Source organism: Paenibacillus jilunlii, assembly GCF_900102965.1.
GTDB lineage: Bacteria > Bacillota > Bacilli > Paenibacillales > Paenibacillaceae > Paenibacillus_AQ > Paenibacillus_AQ jilunlii.
In genome coordinates, this window is the sequence record NZ_FNGM01000001.1 from 93,415 (window position 1) to 109,448 (window position 16,034).

Annotated in this window: 17 protein-coding genes; 13 read left to right on the plus strand and 4 right to left on the minus strand. The window is 47.1% G+C overall.

Annotation, left to right across the window (positions count from 1 at the left end):
- Positions 1 to 186 precede the first annotated feature (186 nt).
- A complete protein-coding gene (locus tag BLQ82_RS00425; RefSeq protein ID WP_062526331.1) occupies positions 187 to 1,002 on the plus strand; it encodes a DeoR/GlpR family DNA-binding transcription regulator in 816 nt (271 codons plus the stop codon).
- Positions 999 to 1,823, plus strand: a complete 825-nt coding sequence (locus tag BLQ82_RS00430) for a Cof-type HAD-IIB family hydrolase (RefSeq protein ID WP_062526336.1) — start codon at positions 999 to 1,001, stop codon at positions 1,821 to 1,823. The genes BLQ82_RS00425 and BLQ82_RS00430 overlap by 4 nt, the downstream gene beginning before the upstream one ends.
- Before the next feature lie 94 nt (positions 1,824 to 1,917).
- On the opposite strand, the gene rpoN is transcribed toward BLQ82_RS00430, so the two are convergent.
- The gene (gene rpoN / locus BLQ82_RS00435; RefSeq protein WP_062526343.1) at positions 1,918 to 3,237 is read right to left on the minus strand and encodes an RNA polymerase factor sigma-54; all 1,320 of its coding nucleotides are present in this window, start codon (positions 3,235 to 3,237) and stop codon (positions 1,918 to 1,920) included.
- 192 nt (positions 3,238 to 3,429) lie between these two features.
- Here rpoN and BLQ82_RS00440 point away from each other — a divergent pair, with 192 nt between their 5' ends.
- The 6 genes from BLQ82_RS00440 (at position 3,430) to BLQ82_RS00465 (ending at position 10,601) form a co-directional block, all read left to right on the plus strand.
- Positions 3,430 to 6,231: a sigma-54-dependent transcriptional regulator gene (locus BLQ82_RS00440; protein ID WP_062526346.1), complete on the plus strand. Its 2,802-nt coding sequence runs from the start codon at positions 3,430 to 3,432 to the stop codon at positions 6,229 to 6,231.
- A 179-nt stretch (positions 6,232 to 6,410) separates the two neighbouring features.
- On the plus strand, positions 6,411 to 6,830 hold the full coding sequence (locus tag BLQ82_RS00445; RefSeq protein WP_062526348.1) for a PTS sugar transporter subunit IIA: 420 nt from the start codon (positions 6,411 to 6,413) through the stop codon (positions 6,828 to 6,830).
- A 1-nt stretch (position 6,831) separates the two neighbouring features.
- Positions 6,832 to 7,314 (plus strand): mannose/fructose/sorbose PTS transporter subunit IIB, encoded by a 483-nt coding sequence (locus tag BLQ82_RS00450; RefSeq protein WP_062526352.1) that lies wholly within the window; start codon positions 6,832 to 6,834, stop codon positions 7,312 to 7,314.
- A gap of 27 nt (positions 7,315 to 7,341) precedes the next feature.
- On the plus strand, positions 7,342 to 8,112 hold the full coding sequence (locus BLQ82_RS00455) for a PTS mannose/fructose/sorbose transporter subunit IIC (protein WP_062526354.1): 771 nt from the start codon (positions 7,342 to 7,344) through the stop codon (positions 8,110 to 8,112).
- Positions 8,113 to 8,142: 30 nt separating this feature from the next.
- A complete protein-coding gene (gene manZ, locus BLQ82_RS00460) occupies positions 8,143 to 8,967 on the plus strand; it encodes a PTS mannose transporter subunit IID (protein WP_062526355.1) in 825 nt (274 codons plus the stop codon).
- 326 nt (positions 8,968 to 9,293) lie between these two features.
- Positions 9,294 to 10,601 (plus strand): APC family permease, encoded by a 1,308-nt coding sequence (locus BLQ82_RS00465; protein ID WP_062526357.1) that lies wholly within the window; start codon positions 9,294 to 9,296, stop codon positions 10,599 to 10,601.
- A 177-nt stretch (positions 10,602 to 10,778) separates the two neighbouring features.
- Here BLQ82_RS00465 and BLQ82_RS32925 read toward each other — a convergent pair whose 3' ends face one another.
- On the minus strand, positions 10,779 to 10,862 hold the full coding sequence (locus BLQ82_RS32925; protein WP_219214875.1) for a putative holin-like toxin: 84 nt from the start codon (positions 10,860 to 10,862) through the stop codon (positions 10,779 to 10,781).
- A 250-nt stretch (positions 10,863 to 11,112) separates the two neighbouring features.
- Here BLQ82_RS32925 and BLQ82_RS00470 point away from each other — a divergent pair, with 250 nt between their 5' ends.
- The 3 genes from BLQ82_RS00470 to BLQ82_RS00480 all read left to right on the plus strand — a co-directional run bounded on the left by BLQ82_RS00470 (position 11,113) and on the right by BLQ82_RS00480 (position 12,793).
- Positions 11,113 to 11,691: a TetR/AcrR family transcriptional regulator gene (locus BLQ82_RS00470; protein WP_062526863.1), complete on the plus strand. Its 579-nt coding sequence runs from the start codon at positions 11,113 to 11,115 to the stop codon at positions 11,689 to 11,691.
- Positions 11,692 to 11,788: 97 nt separating this feature from the next.
- A complete protein-coding gene (locus BLQ82_RS00475; RefSeq protein ID WP_062526359.1) occupies positions 11,789 to 12,250 on the plus strand; it encodes an FMN-binding protein in 462 nt (153 codons plus the stop codon).
- A gap of 21 nt (positions 12,251 to 12,271) precedes the next feature.
- Positions 12,272 to 12,793, plus strand: a complete 522-nt coding sequence (locus BLQ82_RS00480) for a flavodoxin family protein (protein WP_062526361.1) — start codon at positions 12,272 to 12,274, stop codon at positions 12,791 to 12,793.
- An 84-nt stretch (positions 12,794 to 12,877) separates the two neighbouring features.
- On the opposite strand, the gene BLQ82_RS00485 is transcribed toward BLQ82_RS00480, so the two are convergent.
- Entirely contained in the window at positions 12,878 to 13,243 is a 366-nt protein-coding gene (locus BLQ82_RS00485) for a VOC family protein (RefSeq protein ID WP_062526362.1), read from the minus strand.
- A gap of 101 nt (positions 13,244 to 13,344) precedes the next feature.
- Here BLQ82_RS00485 and BLQ82_RS00490 point away from each other — a divergent pair, with 101 nt between their 5' ends.
- Complete coding sequence (locus tag BLQ82_RS00490; protein ID WP_062526365.1) at positions 13,345 to 14,214, plus strand: LysR family transcriptional regulator; 870 nt, start codon at positions 13,345 to 13,347, stop codon at positions 14,212 to 14,214.
- 130 nt (positions 14,215 to 14,344) lie between these two features.
- On the plus strand, positions 14,345 to 15,004 hold the full coding sequence (locus BLQ82_RS00495; protein WP_062526367.1) for a type 1 glutamine amidotransferase domain-containing protein: 660 nt from the start codon (positions 14,345 to 14,347) through the stop codon (positions 15,002 to 15,004).
- An 83-nt stretch (positions 15,005 to 15,087) separates the two neighbouring features.
- Here the strand turns inward: BLQ82_RS00495 and BLQ82_RS00500 are convergent, their stop codons facing one another.
- A complete protein-coding gene (locus BLQ82_RS00500) occupies positions 15,088 to 15,975 on the minus strand; it encodes a fructose bisphosphate aldolase (RefSeq protein WP_062526369.1) in 888 nt (295 codons plus the stop codon).
- Between the last annotated feature and the right edge of the window lie 59 nt (positions 15,976 to 16,034).

Below are 16,034 nucleotides of genomic sequence, written 5' to 3' on the forward strand. Positions count from 1 at the left end.
CTAGCCGGCACGATTAGGTTTAAGTATATTTCCAAACAATGGATGTTACAAGAGAGAGTTTGTTTTATAACCAAACTTGCCCGAGTGATTATTCACCCGTTAGGTGATAACACATAGGTATCCAAGTTAAGCTGATTATGGACAAGTTCAACAAAAAAACACTTATAAACACTTAACAAAACTTGCATGATCGCTTATAATGGTGGAAACGAGGGAGGGATTCTTATTTATCAGGAGGAACGTTTAGTCAAGATCCTGGAACACCTTAAAAGTAATGATAAGGCTTCAAATGATGAAATTTCTAAACTGTTGAATATTTCAAGAGATACCGTGCGAAGAGATTTCATCAAGCTGGTTGAAGAAGGGGCAGCGATACGGACCCATGGAGGAATTGCCCTGCCTCATTTCAAAGAAGCCATAAAAGCATACAAAGAACGGCTGAATACAGCTTCGAAGCAGAAGTTTATGGTCGGAAGAGCAGCCTCGAAATACATCGCGAACGGAGACCTTTGTTTCATAGATGTATCAACAACCAATAAATTTTTATGTGAGCAAATCAAGAAGAATATAACCGTGTATACCCATTCACTGGACAATGCAGTGGTCTTGTCAACCCAAAAAGAAATAGAGGTACACTTGCTCGGGGGCAAGTTTAATCATGAGAATCGTTTCTTTTATGATCTTGCTCTTGCCTCCCGGTTAAATGATATCTATTTTGATAAAGCGTTTTTCGGGGCCGCGGCCATTTTGGAGGACGGGATATACTTTGCAAACCCAGAAGATGCTTATATGAAGCAAATGGTAGCAAAGCGCGCTGAACAAGTATTTCTTTTAACGGATTCCCATAAATTCAATCTGGTCAGTTCATATAAGGGACTTTCTTTCCAGGACATTCATACCTTGATAACCAATGAAGCCCCCCCGGATAAATATATGAGGATTCTGAAAGCGCATAGAATAAAGATTGAAATTGCTCATGAAGAGGGAGATGAACGGTCTTGACGGTAAAAGCGGTTTTTAGTGATGTAGACGGAACATTATTAAATTCTGACCATAAAATTACTTCTCTGACAAAGCGAGCGATACAAAAGGTGGTAAAAAGTGGGGTCCCTTTTGTGCTTGTTACTGCAAGGATGCCTGGCGGAGTGGTTTCTCTTCAAGAGGAATTGGCCATTCATTCCCCCATTATTTGTTATAGCGGAGCACTTGTTTTAGAGGAAAACAGTGAAGGGAACATGACGCCTATTCACAGTACAAGTTTATCCCGTCAAGAAACCGGAAAAATTCTCGGAATTGTAAATGACAGATACCCAACCATTAGCATCAGTCTATATAGCTATAATGAGTGGTTGGTTAGGGATACCCGAGATGCTTGGGTGACTCAAGAACAAGAAATCATCCATACCAGCCCAACGAAGGCGGATTTCGCCGCTTATTTAGAGAACAATCAGCAAACGCATAAAATTTTATGCATGGGAAATTCCCGGGAAATTAACGACCTTGAACAAACGTTAAAGAATGAAACCACGGGCGTTTCAATCTATAAGTCAAAGGAAACCTATTTAGAGATCATGGATAGCTCTGCATCCAAATCACAAGCCATTCAAATCATTCTGCAAAGGCTAGGCTTATCAAGAGAAGAGATCATGGCGATTGGTGATAATTTCAACGATATCGATATGTTATCCTTTGCCGGATTAGGAATCGCTATGGCTAATGCGCCTGATGAGGTCAAACGCTATGCGGATGATGTAACACTAAGCAATGACAAAGACGGGCTGAAGTATAGCTTGGAAAAGTACGTGATTGCATCGGAACAGTAGCAAGCACCGGTTGAGTATTATCGAAAGCTTGGAAGCGTCTGACGCCAAAAGGTCCCACGCGTCGTGACTGCTTCCAGGCCTGGTATCTTGAAATTCAAAACCGTTTTCTTTTGGCAGAAGAGAGGCACCGCATTTCCTCCCGGTATTTAGCTACGGTTCTGCGGGAAATTTCCAGACCTTCTCTGACCAGCATTTCCGCAATCGTCTGATCAGCCAGCGGTTTGCGCTTATCCTCTTCATCGATTACCTGCCGAATGCGTTTTTTGACGCTTTCCGAGGAAGAGGTTTCGCCATTCGCCGATGCAAGAGCTGAAGTGAAGAAGTATTTCAACTCGAACAATCCGCGGGGCGTCTGCATGTATTTGTTGTTGACCGCCCGGCTGATCGTGGATTCATGCAGCCCGGTGCTTCTGGCAATGTCTTTTTGGGTGAGCGGTTGCAGTCCATGAATTCTGCCGTCGAAAAAATCATGCTGCACCGCAACGATAGCCTCGGCGACACGTGTCAAAGTCTGCCTGCGTTGCTCCAGACTTTTGATTAGCCAGTAAGCGGTGCTGTACTTGTCATGAATAAACTGCCGGGCGTCCTCCTGTTCAGGAAGAGCCCGAAGCATCTGCCGGTAATGCGGATTGACCGCGACCTTCGGCGAACCGGTATCGCTCAGCCGCACCTGATACTTACCGCTGCCGGATTGCTCCACCATAATATCCGCGATAATGTACCGGTGCTCGTTATGGTTAAATGCCGCGCCCGGAAACAGATTCAGCCTGCGTATCCGGTCGGACATCTGCTGAACCTCAGATATGCCGGCTCCGAGCGCATCAGCGATTCTCTGCAGCCGGTTGGCCGCCAGATCCGCCAAATGACGCTGCACCACTGCAATGGCAAGCTCATCCTCCGTGCCGGAGCGCCGGAGCTGTAAAAGAATGCATTCCTCCAGGTTGCGGGCAGCAATGCCCGCCGGTTCGAAGCCCTGCACCAGGGCGAGCATAGCCAGAACCTCTGCCGGATTGACGTCTATCAGTCCGGCAACCTCCAGCGCGTCCATTGCCAAATAGCCTTTTTCATCCAGGTTGCCGATCAGATATAACGCCGTCTTCCGCTGCATGCAAGTTAGGCCACAGACCAGTCCAAGCTGTGACTTCAGATGCTCATAGAGGGTATCGGACGGTTTGGCAACCCAGTCCAGCATTTCCTCCGTGTTCGCGCTTTTGGATTTCAAATTCTCCCCGCTCTCTCCGGCGATAGATATATCATATTCCTGCAGATCAATAACCGGATTCTCATTCGCTTGTTCCCGCAGATAGGACATTAGTTCTTCCGATGAATACTGCAGGATTTGGATAGCCTGCCGCAATTCGGGCGTCATCGTCAGTTTCAACCTCTGTTCTTGCTTCAAACCGAGTTGGTTCATGGATCTTCAGCACTCCTTCCGGGTATCCGATGGCAGCAATTCACCCGATCAGATATTTATAGAAGAGCATTTCGTGAATTATGACCAACTTTCCTGCTCAAATAAAGAGTTCTTTGTGCATTTTTTTGTTACCATATGCACATTGAGTTTGTTATATTTAGCTTGAAAAAGATTCAGACTGGAGGTGTGCAAATGAAGAGAATCGACAGGATTTTGGAATACATTGCGGAGCAGACGGGCAGGATGGCCGAAGAAGATTTACGGCGTGGCGGCGGGATTACCGCTGCGGAGATCGCCGATCATGAGAATATGCTGAGAAATAATGTGAGCAAAGAGCTGAATGAGCTGTTGCGGGCAGACTATATTATCAAAATTAAGGGAAGACCCGTCAAGTTTCTGCATAAGGAAACCGTCGAGTACATTCTCCAGACTAAGTTTAAAGAGAAGCAGATTGAGGCTCAGAGCCTGGATGAGATTCTGCGTCCAAGCGAACAGGTCGACCCTTTTCACTCCCTGATCGGTTTCAAGGATAGCATGCGTAACCAGGTGGAGCAGGGGAAGGCTGCGATTCTTTATCCGCCAAGAGGATTGCATACACTGATTGTTGGACAGACTGGAGTAGGCAAAACGCTGTTTGCCAAGCTGATGTACAACTACGGGAAGCATATGAAGCGGTTCTCCGACGATTCACCCTTTATCGTGTTCAACTGTGCGGATTATTACAACAATCCCCAGTTGCTGCTGTCCCATATCTTTGGACATGTCAAAGGAGCATTTACCGGGGCCGATTCAGAAAAAAAAGGGCTTGTGGAGAAAGCGGATGGGGGCATTTTGTTCCTGGATGAAATTCACCGTCTGCCGCCGGAAGGCCAGGAAATGATTTTTTATTTCATGGATACCCATACTTACAACAAATTAGGTGAATCAGAGCGGGACCGCAGTGCGAATGTACTGCTCGTTGCGGCCACTACGGAAGATCCTGCCTCTTCCATGCTAAAGACCTTTATCCGGCGTATTCCGATTACAATCAATATTCCCCCCTTTCAGGAGCGCACGCCTGCGGAGCAGTTTCAGATAATCAAGCATTTGCTGGAGAGTGAAGGCCTTCGTGTCAACAAACCGATCAGAGTCGAGCCGGAGGTTGTCAAAGCGCTAATCGGCAGTGTCACTTATGGAAATATCGGACAGCTCAAATCAAATGTCCAACTCGTTTGCGCTAAAGGGTTCCTGAACAGCATCCGCGAGAGTAGGGAGGAGCTTGTACTCGATTTCAAACTACTGCCGGGCAATATCAGAGAAGGGTTGTTCAATCTTGGTAAGAACCGCAGGGAGATCGAAGAATTTGGTGAAATTGTATCCCAACTATACATTTCACCCGAAGGAAGCCATTCGCTGGAGGAGGATGTTCTTGAGCCTCCGTTCAACCTCTACAAGCTGATTGAGGATAAAATAAGCCTGCTTAAGGATGAGGGGCTTGACGACAGTTACATTAACAGGTTTATCACTACGGATGTCAATATCCATATTAAAAGCTTTTATAACCGTTTCTATAACCTGAAAGGGAGCAGGGAACGAATTCTCAAAATTGTGGATAATGAAATTCTCGAATTTTCTGATGAAGTTAAAGAACTAGTCGAGCGGGAGCTTGACCGGAAATTCAGCGAACGTTTCGTCTATGCCTTCAGTCTTCATTTGAGCGCCTTTCTCAAGCGGATCAGAGAGAAGAAATACGGTGGCAAACTGGTCTATGATCCCGTCGACGAGCATGAAGAAGAATACAGAGTGGCTTTGACCATCAAGGACATGATAGAGTACCGGTTCGGGATTGACGTGCCGGGGGCTGAAATAACGTACGTGGCCATCCTGCTCAAATCGGTGGAGGAGGAGCGGCAGGGCAACGTCGGGATTATCGTGGCCACGCACGGTAACAGCACCGCAAGCAGCATTGTCGGTGTTGTCAACAGTCTCCTCGGCAGCTCCAATATTTGCGCGGTTGACATGCCGCTCGATGTCAGCCCGAAAGAAATTTTAGAAATTATTGTCGACAAGGTTAAGGGGATTGACTGTGGCAGAGGCGTACTGATGCTGGTGGATATGGGGTCTCTGCTCAGTTTTGAAGCGATCATTATGGAACGGGTCGGGGTCAAGGTCAAGACGATCGACATGGTTTCCACACCGCTTACGCTTGAGGCTGTCCGTAAGGCCAGCATTCTCGATATGGAGCTTGAGGACATCCACCGGTCGCTCAAGGATTTCAGAGGCTACAACAACATGGAGGCTTCGTTAACAGCGATATTGGACAACAAGGTGATCATCACAGTCTGCTCCTCCGGCAAAGGCGCCGCGGTTAAGGTAAAGGAATTCGTCGAGAAAATCGTTTACGATCTGACGGAAAAGAAAATTACCGTTATTCCGGCAAAAATCAGGGAGCTAGACAAGGTGGTTAAAGAGTTTCAGGCCAAACAAAGCGTTCTCGCCGTAATAGGCGTAAAACGGCCGAGCGACAACAGTGTTCCGTTCATTCCTTTGGAACTGCTCATTGACGCAAGAGGTCAGGAACTGCTAAGAGACCTGCTGGTGCATCATGAGCTGCCCGTTACGCAGGCCAATCAAAATGTGGTCATTAAGGGCTTGTGCGAAGACGGCTTAAAGGAATTTTTGACTTATCTGAATCCTCACAAAATATTGGGGACCCTGATGAAATTTGTCGAGGTGCTTGAACGGGAGCTGCAGAAAGATTTTGAATATGCTGTGAAGGTCCAGATTGTCATTCATACTGCCCAAGCCCTGGAGCGGATGGTCATACAGGACGGGCTGGTTTACCGCGGCGAGACGGGCATTCTGGATTCATATGTTCTGAATGCAGTAAACCGGGCTAGCAGTATATTTTCCGATGGAATAAATTTAACCCTCACAGATGATGAGAAATATTATATTTGTGAAATCCTGAGCGATGTATATAAAACGGCCCCATTAAAGGAACAAAGAGTATGAAGCGTTTATATTTGTGTATGAAAGATACAAATTAGAACAAAAAAAGCGTTTTCCCAAGAACAAAAATCCCTGTAGCAGCGGGGATTTTTTGGTTTCAAGAAAAATTTTCGGATGATACAGAAGTTTGGCATGGATATTGCATATCTAAGGGCATAGAGAGCTGAGGGGGTGAAAATAAAATGATTGGAGTCATTGTGGGTACGCATGGAAGATTTTCCGAAGAACTGCTGAGGTCTACATCGATGGTTTATGGTCAATTGGAGAACGTGGCGGGAGTTACATTTGAACCGGGTGAAAGCGTTAACGGACTTGTAGATAAATTCAAAACAGCACTTGGTACGATTGATTGGAGCGACGGTGTTATATTTCTGGTTGATTTGTTCGGCGGCAGCCCGTACAACGCAGCCAGCCGGATCGCGGCCGGCTATGAGAATATGGATATTGTATCTGGTGTTAACCTCCCAATGGTCGTTGACGTTCTGGTCAGCAGATCGACGGAGCAATTGGAGGATCTAGTAAAGCTGGCGATTCGTGCAGGGCAGGATTCGATGAAATCGTTCCGCACCATTAGAGAAATTCAAACAGAGGAGGAATTATAATATGGAAATTTCATTTGTTCGTATTGATGACAGACTGATTCACGGCCAAGTAGCAACGGTATGGGTGAAAGAAGCAAAATGCAACAAGATTATCGCCGTGAGCGATGAAGTGGCAGCGGATACATTGCGGAAAACCTTGCTGCTCCAAGTATCACCGCCAGGAATCAATGCTTATGTCGTTACGATTGATAAAGCAATTGAGGCGTACAACAATCCGAAATACGCTGATTTCAAAACGCTGTTTCTGTTTACCAATCCATCGGACGTGCTTCGCGTAGTGGAAGGTGGAGTACCATTCAAGTCGGTGAATGTCGGCGGTATGTGCTACAAGGAAGGCAAGAAACAGATTACGGGAGCAGTATCCGTCGACAAACAGGATGTTGAGGCTTTCCGCAAGCTCCATGAAAAGGGCATTGAATTGGAAATCAGAAAAGTTGCCAGCGATCCGAAGGTGAATCTGATTTCCAAAATTCAAGGTTTATAGTCAAGGAAATAAGAGAGGGGTTATGACATGAGTACTTTTGAAATCGTGATGGTAGCGATAGTTGCAGCCATTTGCGGCATGGGCAGCGTGCTGGACGAAGGGCAGACGCATCGGCCGCTGATTGCCTGCACGCTGATCGGTCTGGTCCTTGGCGATGTCAAGACGGGTATTATTCTTGGCGGTACATTGGAACTGATGGCGCTTGGCTGGATGAACGTCGGCGCATCCATGGCTCCCGACGCGGCGCTTGCCAGTGTAGTATCAACTATTCTTGTTATTGTAGGGCATCAGTCCATAGGTGCGGGTATTGCCGTCGCCATACCGATTGCTGCCGCAGGTCAGGTACTTACGATTTTTGTCCGGACGATCACCGTTTTCTTCCAGCATCTGGCGGATAAATATGCGGAATCGTCAAATTTCAAGGGAATTGAGCTATGCCACTTTATTGCGCTGCTGCTGCAAGGTTTGCGTGTTGCTCTGCCGGCTGTTTTGGTAGCGGTAGCCGCCGAGACGGGATTGGTCACGGACCTGCTGAATGCGATTCCGGATGTCGTAACGAGAGGATTGCAAATCGCGGGCGGCTTTATCGTCGTCGTCGGTTATGCGATGGTTATCAACATGATGTCCGCCAAGTATCTGATGCCTTTCTTTTTCCTTGGCTTCGTCGTTGCCGCCTTTACGGGCATCAACCTTGTAGGTTTTGGTATTGTGGGCGCTGTGCTGGCCGTTCTGTACATCCAGTTGAACCCGAAATATAACGCGAAGAGCGTGGCGGTAGAAGAAATTGATGAACTGTAGCAAGTTTCCAAAGAAAGAGGGGATTATAAAATGGAAGATAAGAAACTAACGAAAAAAGATTTGAACAGCATGTTTTTCCGGTCATGGTTCCTGCTCGGGTCGTTTAACTTTGAACGGATGCAGTCAATCGGCTTCTGTGTCACTTTGATCCCGGCGATCAAACGGCTATACAGCAAGAAAGAAGATCAAAGAGAAGCTTTAAAGAGGCATCTTGAGTTCTTCAATACACAGCCCTTTATCTCGGCCCCGATTATGGGTGTCACTGCCGCCATGGAAGAGCAGAAGGCCAACGGCCAACCTATTGATGACGCTACCATCAGCGGGGTCAAAGTCGGCTTGATGGGTCCGCTCGCCGGGGTAGGGGACCCGATTTACTGGGGAACCTTGCGTCCGGTTCTTGCAGCGCTCGGTGCTTCCATTGCTCTGACCGGCAGTATTGTTGGACCGCTGCTGTTCTTCATTCTCTTCAACGTCTGCCGGCTGGCGACCAAGTGGTACGGACTGAAATACGGGTATGAAAAAGGAACGGAGATCGTGTCCGACATGTCAGGCAATCGGCTGCGTAAGCTTACGGAATCGGCTTCCATATTAGGACTATTCGTCATGGGCGCGCTCGTATCCAAATGGACCAGCATCAATGTGCCGCTCGTTGTGTCCAAATATACAGGTACGGACGGTAAAGAGGTAATCACTACAGTCCAAATGATTCTGGACCAGTTAATGCCGGGATTGTTGCCCCTGCTTCTAACATTCCTCTGCATGAGGCTGCTCAAAAAGAAAGTGAACGCCATCGCTCTCATCTTCGCTTTATTTGCGGTAGGCATTATCGGATACGCGCTGGGCGTACTGGCATAGGAGCAGACAGGGTTTCCGCTAGGGCTCTATGGCTTCCAGGATGTAATCAAGATTCGGATATCCCATAATGGAGGAGTGAGTTACCCTCCTATTTTTCACTAATATATAAAATTAAAACGGCATCTCTGCCGTTTTTTTTGTATGCAAAAATGCATTCTCTCCATTGAAAACTGAATCTGAGCAGAATAGCTCGGTTGTAAACGGAGAAGACTGAACGATACATGTCTGGAAATGAAATTGTTCGCTTTCAGATCCACGGTTTCATGGTAATATCATCAGTTGGGAATACGCAATAATGTCGTGATGAAAGGACTATAAATTTCACTATGAACACTACGAACCCGTTAAAAAAATCGGTAACATTCTTTGAAGCTTTGGCCATTGTTGTTGGGATGATCATCGGGTCCGGGATTTTTCTGAAGCCCGGTATCGTGCTGAATAATGCAGGGACACCCTGGATGAGTATCCTGGCCTGGGGGATTGGAGGAATCATTACTCTGGCTTCGGCCCTGAGCGTAGCGGAAATCGCAGCCGCAATTCCTAAGTCGGGAGGCTTGTACACTTATCTGGGTGAACTATACGGCGGGGTATTCGGCTATCTGCTGGGCTGGGTACAGGCTGTTATCTCCTATCCGGCTTCTGTAGCGGCCCTTGCGATTGCTTTTGCCACCTATTCCGGCTATTTTTTGCCGCTGAATGGCTGGCAGCAGAAGCTGCTGGCGGTTTCTATTCTGGCTTTTATCCTGATTATGAACGTCATTGCCACCAAATTCGGCGGGATCATCCAGACCGTTGCGACGGTTGGCAAGCTGATTCCGGTAGTGGGTATCGTAGGCGTAGGCCTGTTCTCGAATCTGGCACCCGGTTTTGGAGGGATTGAGGCTTCAGCGGCGGGTGCGGGCTTTGGGGTGGCGGTCCTTGGCACGCTTTGGGCCTATGACGGCTGGATCAGCGTGACCAATATGGCAGGAGAGATCAAAGACCCGGCGAAGACGCTGCCGAAAGTCATTTCAATCGGGGTAATCTTTGTGATTGCTGTTTATGTGTTATTTAATGTTGCAGTTTTCAAGGCGCTGCCCTACGATCAGATCATTTCTTCCCCGACTCCGGGAGCTGATGCGGCAGAGGCATTGTTTGGCAGCGGCGGCGGGGCTTTTATTACGGCAGGGATTATCGTGTCCGTGCTCGGTGCGTTGAATGGCTATTTGATGACCGCTGCGCGGGTGCCTCAGGCGATGGGGGAGAACAACCAGATTCCTTTTTCCCGGGTGCTCCGCAGCGTCCATCCCAAGTTCCAGACTCCGGCCAATGCGCTTATCTTTCAAAGTGTGCTGGCGGTCATCTATATTTTTTCCGGCACCTTTAATACATTGACCGATCTGCTGGTGTTTGTGCTGTGGATTTTCTTCACCATGGGGGTGTTCGGGGTATTCATTTTACGTAAAAGAATGCCGCCGGAAAAAGGACGCTACCGTGTGCCGCTCTACCCGGTTACCCCAATCATCGGGGTGGCAGGCGGAATCTATATTCTGGCCAGCACGATCATCAGTGATCCGCTGCGCTCTCTGGTCGGTATCGGCATTACGCTGGCCGGACTCCCGGTCTACTATGTGCTGTCCCGCCAAAAACGGTAGCAAGGCAGAGCCGCTTTTTATTTGGTTTCAATCGTGGTATAGTTTAGGTAGAAAAAACGTACAATGCAAAGAGAGCCGTGCATCAACACGGCTCCCAATGCGATAGCCGCTTTTAAGGGCGGCGGCTTTTGGAAGTTCAGTCAGGAAATAGACCGTAATCCTTTGGACGAGGGCGGTCTATTTCTTTTTGAGGTAATTTAGCAAAGCAATAATGAACATGCCAAACATGAACATCAAAGACAACGCTTGATAAACCTCCATTGGCCTCACCTCCCTTCGGGGGAGATTAGCCGACCGCCCTTGCAAGCCTTCTATCGCTCCATTAGTATAGCATATTATGGTAAGTAGGTAGGCACAAATGTTCCCTTAATTAAAGATTTGTATAACGATATGATGGGTCAAGCATTTTGCCTTTATTTCTATGCTACTGCTGATTGATAATTGACAAATCTTCATCCGGATCATATGATGTGAATGAAAAAATAATTATTCATTCATGGAGCTGCTGAACGTGGAAGATAAAAAAACACTGATTTATGATTGCGCAAAAGAACTCTTTAGCGATAAAGGATTTAAAGATACGAATGTTTCGGACATCACCAAAAAGGCTGGAATGGCGGTAGGGACTTTTTACAACTACTATTCCTCTAAAGAAAAGCTGTTTATGGAAATTTTCCTCGCAGAAAATGCCAAGCTGAAACAAAAATGCATGCAGGCTCTTGATTTAAGCCAAAGCCCGCTGACCGTAGTAAGGCAAATGATGATGCTCAACATGGAAGGCATGACTGCAAACCCCATACTTAAAGAATGGTATAACAAAAGCGTGTTTGGGAAAATTGAGCAGCTTTTCCGGGAGGAAAACGGCACTCAGTCGGTGGACTTTCTCTATGACAGTTTTCTTGAGATTGTGAAGCAGTGGCAGGCTGAAGGTAAAATGCGGAGGGATATCGACAGCAAAATGATCATGATGGTGTTCACCGCGATTATCAACGTAGAGACTCACAAGGAGGAAATTGGACCAGAGTATTTTCCGCAGCTTCTGGACCACATGACGGAACTGATCATGAAGGGTTTGACAGACTGCTCCTGACAAATCAAAGGGGCAGTTTATTTATCAAATAAAATGAATGAATATAATTATATTCATTCATAAAATCAATCAAACACGGTCAGGAAGGAGGAAGTGGATGAGCAATCTTGTAAGAAGAAAGCGCAAATTCAAAATGTGGGCCATTATTATTTTTATCATTTTTGGTGTAATCACACTCCTAATATTGGGAGGGGTACTTTTCAGCGCACCGGGGCGCCGTGAAATTCAGCAGCTTACCATCGACGCCTTAGATTTTAAAAAACTGCGCAATGGTACCTATGTGGGACAATTCACCGGCACAAAGGATCATTTCCGAGATACCAAGGTTCAGGTAACCATTCGCGGGGGACAGATCTCAGATATCCAAATACTCAAAGGCGCTATAGATAAACAAGGAAATCCGTTGGAACTGAAGAGGGGGCAAAGCATAGCTGATTTGTTTGGCCATGTGATACAGTCGCAATCGCTTCAGGTAGACGTCATCAGCGGCGCGACGCTTACCTCCAAAGCACATCTTAAGGCACTGGAAAATGCGCTAAAGCAAGCACAGACGGAATAATTCATATGAGGAGGAATTCACATGAACATTGCAGTCATTTCGTATTCTTACACTGGCAACAATGAGGCATTAGCGGGCAGCGTAGCCAAGGAGCTGTCGGCAGAGCATATTCAAATTTCCGAACCGAAGACCCGCACGATGGGCTCAATTGCCCTGGACATGATGTTCAGCAGGACCCCGCAGGTACAGCCGGCACCAAAAACCCTAGGAAACTATGATTTAATTCTCTTTTTTGGACCCGTTTGGATGGGGCATGTGGCCGCTCCGCTCCGCGCATATCTTAAGTATCTGAAGTCACATCCGCAAAGGTACGGGTTCCTGTCCATCAGCGGTGGAGCGGACGGCACCAACCCGAAGCTGGGAGGAGAACTCCGAAAAAGAGCAGGTGCAGCTCCCGCTGTACTTATCGACCTGCACATAGCTGACCTGTTGCCGAATAGCCCAAAGACTGCCCGTAAAGATACCTCCGCTTACCGGTTAACTGACGGCGATATTAATCAATTGACCCATACCATGATGAAGACAATAGAAGATGTGATTTGACTGGTGATTTAAAGGGCACGCTGTTTTCAGAAAATAGCCGGGAAACAGACCGCAATCTTTTTGACGATAAAGGTCTGTTTCTCTCTAGCTATGCTCCGCCAACTGCACCTCAAAGCCGTCCGGGTCCAGGATGTAAAAGAACCTTAGGTGAGGGTTTGGCGTGATCGGCCCGCGCAACACGGGAATGCCCCGGCTTTTCAAGTACTCTATGGCCTCATCCAGCGACTTCACTTCAAACCCGACGGAAACGCCGCATTCCGGCTTCAACGTCTGGTCAATGGTCTGAATAAGCTCAAGCTTGGGCTGCGCCCCTGTGCCTAACATCACAATTTGTTTTCCTCTGCTCTCAAATCTGCGCTCAATTGGAAGCCCCAGTATGTCGTGATAGAAATTAAGGGAAGCCTCCAGATCGCGCACCCTCAGCGTAATCCAATTCAGGCTCAGTTCCATGGCTTTAAATACTCCTTCTGTGATTTTTCAATTTTATTATTATATATGTATTATAGAGTATAGCGGGCAATAGTCTATTCGAACCGGAGGAGCTACAGCAAATGGTCGATTTTGAGTGGTACAGAAGCTTTTGCATCATCTATAAATATAACTCGGTGTCCGAAGCGGCAAAGGTGCGGATGATGACCCAACCGGCAATGAGCCAGCACTTAGCCTCTCTGGAGGCTGAGGTGGGTGAAGCGTTATTCATCAGAACCCCGCGAAAAATGATTCCAACGGAACGGGGGAAGCAGTTGTATTCACAGCTGGCTCCGCTTATCGAGTCGCTTGAAGAGGCCACAATGAATTTTAAGACGGCTTCGTTACCTACGCTCACTTTTATAAAAATAGGGACAGCACATGAATTTTATACGGAAAAGATTCTTCCTCAGCTTCATCAATCCAATAGTTCTGTCATTTCAAGTTTTGGAACCGCGGATCAATTGCTGGAACTGCTGAAGGAAGATAAATTAGATCTCATTGTCACCTCAAAAAAGATTCCAACCCCCGGTATTGAGTACCAGAAGGTTATGGATGAAGAATTTGTGATCGTGGCCCCTGCACATTATGAGCTTCCAGATACCGATAGTCTGGAGCGTACCGAGCGTTGGCTCTCTATGCAGCATTGGATCAGCTATGGGCTTGATTTACCGATCATCCGGAGAATATGGAGAGAGCACTTCAAAAAACGTCCGCAAATCAGACCGGTCCATGTCATTCCTAATCTGCATATGATCCTAAAGGCCATCGGGGACGGTGCAGGCCTAAGTGTTATTCCTACTTATCTATTGAAAAATTCGGGCGATGAACGGACAAAGGTTATTTTCGAGGAATTAAAAGTGAACAATGAGTTGTTCTTCGCCTATAAACTAAAAGATAAACAACTGCCTCAGATCCATGAGATGATGACAATCATACGTGACAATGGGTAAAAGACGCAGTCAGTCTATATCCGATGTATAAAAATATTTATGGTTAACCTGATATTTCATAATTTGTTTTATAGCATTAACGGAATTAGAATAAAGGAGGCAAAAAAATATAGTATTGGAGGCAAGTATAATGGCAAAAAAAGTGTTGATCGTCGTTACAAATCACACGGAAATTCATGAAGGCAGACCGACCGGGATCTGGCTGTCTGAGTTTGCCGAAGCCTATATGGGATTTATCAACCAAGGGTATGAAGTTTTGGTGGCAAGCCCGCTTGGGGGCCAAGCGCCTGTCGATCCAGGCAGTGTGGATGAGCAGACACCGCAGGAAATTTTGGATGCCAAAACATATCTGGAGAACACTGCAAAGCTTGATGAAGTATCTGCTGAAGGTTTTGATGCTATTTTCTTGCCGGGGGGTCACGGAACAATGTATGATTTGCCTGATAATCAGGCTCTTCAGAAGCTGCTGCGCGATTTCTATGAAGCGGATAAGATCGTAGCTGCCGTATGTCACGGTCCTGCCGGACTGGTGGGTGCTACATTGTCTTCGGGTCAACCCCTTGTGTCCGGGAAGCGCGTAAATGCTTTTACGGATCGTGAAGAGGCGGACACGACGCTGGATCAACATCTTCCTTTCCTGCTTGAAAGCAAGCTGCGTGATTTGGGTGCTATCTATGTGGCTGCGCCGAATTGGACTTCTCATGTTGAAGTGGACGGCAACCTGATCACGGGGCAAAATCCACAGTCGACGGTTGCTGTAACCCAAGCGGTTATCGCAAAACTGGGCTAATTCCACAATCAAGGTTCTATAACGGCCTCATCCTAAAAAACAACCCCTGGGCATAAAAGCTCAGGGGTTGTGCTATTTCTTCCTTAGGTAATAGAGGCTTCGTAAATGGCCTCAGTGGATTGTGCGAGCAACGCATTGAATTCATCGTCTGTTTGCTGGTCGCTTAGCCCTTGCGATAAAGCGCGGGAGAAGCTGGCGATCAGCCCGTGGTTATGTGCGAGCTTGTCATTGGCTTCCGCTTGTGTATAACCGCCGGACAAAGCCACCACCCGTACCACATGCGGATCTTGGATTAAATCGCTGTAGAAATCATCTTCGGACGGGATGGACAGCTTCAGCATGACTTTTACGTCTGTGCCAAGAGCGGATAACCGGGTGGAGATTTCCTGTTTGAGAAGCCGCTCGGCTTGTCCTTTATCTGCCATGTGAATATCCACTTCCGGCTCGATAATCGGCACCAGTCCATAACTTGCGATTTGGTCAGCGATGGCAAACTGCTGTTCAACCACTTGTTTGATGCCAGCAGGATTTGCTTCCTTGATTAGTGAGCGCATCTTGGTCCCGAAAATATTTTTTTGCACGGCGCGCTTCAGGAGATCATCCAATCCGGGGATAGGCTTCATGAGCTGAACCCCGTTTTCAGGCTCGGCCAGACCTTGATCGATTTTCAAAAAAGGCACAATGCCTTTCTGCTCCCACAGATAATCGGCAGTGAATTGACCGTCAATGGAGCGGTCCATCGTGTTCTCAAACAGGATAGCACCCAAAATATGTCTGGAATTAAACGCCGGGCTCTTGATAATACGTGTCCTCATTTCATGCACCAGTTCAAACATCTCATCTTCATTGGAATAGCGGTCTTCCTGAATACCGTATTGCAGCAGTGCTTTGGGCGTGCTTCCGCCGCTTTGATCCAAAGCCGCAATAAAGCCCTTACCTGTGTGAATCCGGTCCAATTGTTTCGTATTCATGGATATGTCCCCTTCCCTTCCGTAAAGTGAATGACAACTGTTTCAATCATGTATAGTTT

Excerpts from the sequence above, each read along its gene's own strand:
- BLQ82_RS32925 (WP_219214875.1), bottom strand. The coding sequence starts at position 10,862 with ATGGAGGTTTATCAAGCGTTGTCTTTGATGTTCATGTTTGGCATGTTC.
- BLQ82_RS00485 (WP_062526362.1), bottom strand. The coding sequence starts at position 13,243 with ATGGAACTGAGCCTGAATTGGATTACGCTGAGGGTGCGCGATCTGGAG.
- BLQ82_RS00445 (WP_062526348.1), top strand. The coding sequence starts at position 6,411 with ATGATTGGAGTCATTGTGGGTACGCATGGAAGATTTTCCGAAGAACTG.
- BLQ82_RS00495 (WP_062526367.1), top strand. The coding sequence starts at position 14,345 with ATGGCAAAAAAAGTGTTGATCGTCGTTACAAATCACACGGAAATTCAT.
- BLQ82_RS00500 (WP_062526369.1), bottom strand. The coding sequence starts at position 15,975 with ATGAATACGAAACAATTGGACCGGATTCACACAGGTAAGGGCTTTATT.
- BLQ82_RS00455 (WP_062526354.1), top strand. The coding sequence starts at position 7,342 with ATGAGTACTTTTGAAATCGTGATGGTAGCGATAGTTGCAGCCATTTGC.
- BLQ82_RS00425 (WP_062526331.1), top strand. The coding sequence starts at position 187 with ATGATCGCTTATAATGGTGGAAACGAGGGAGGGATTCTTATTTATCAG.
- rpoN (WP_062526343.1), bottom strand. The coding sequence starts at position 3,237 with ATGAACCAACTCGGTTTGAAGCAAGAACAGAGGTTGAAACTGACGATG.
- BLQ82_RS00480 (WP_062526361.1), top strand. The coding sequence starts at position 12,272 with ATGAACATTGCAGTCATTTCGTATTCTTACACTGGCAACAATGAGGCA.
- BLQ82_RS00475 (WP_062526359.1), top strand. The coding sequence starts at position 11,789 with ATGAGCAATCTTGTAAGAAGAAAGCGCAAATTCAAAATGTGGGCCATT.
- BLQ82_RS00490 (WP_062526365.1), top strand. The coding sequence starts at position 13,345 with ATGGTCGATTTTGAGTGGTACAGAAGCTTTTGCATCATCTATAAATAT.
- BLQ82_RS00450 (WP_062526352.1), top strand. The coding sequence starts at position 6,832 with ATGGAAATTTCATTTGTTCGTATTGATGACAGACTGATTCACGGCCAA.
- BLQ82_RS00440 (WP_062526346.1), top strand. The coding sequence starts at position 3,430 with ATGAAGAGAATCGACAGGATTTTGGAATACATTGCGGAGCAGACGGGC.
- manZ (WP_062526355.1), top strand. The coding sequence starts at position 8,143 with ATGGAAGATAAGAAACTAACGAAAAAAGATTTGAACAGCATGTTTTTC.
- BLQ82_RS00465 (WP_062526357.1), top strand. The coding sequence starts at position 9,294 with ATGAACACTACGAACCCGTTAAAAAAATCGGTAACATTCTTTGAAGCT.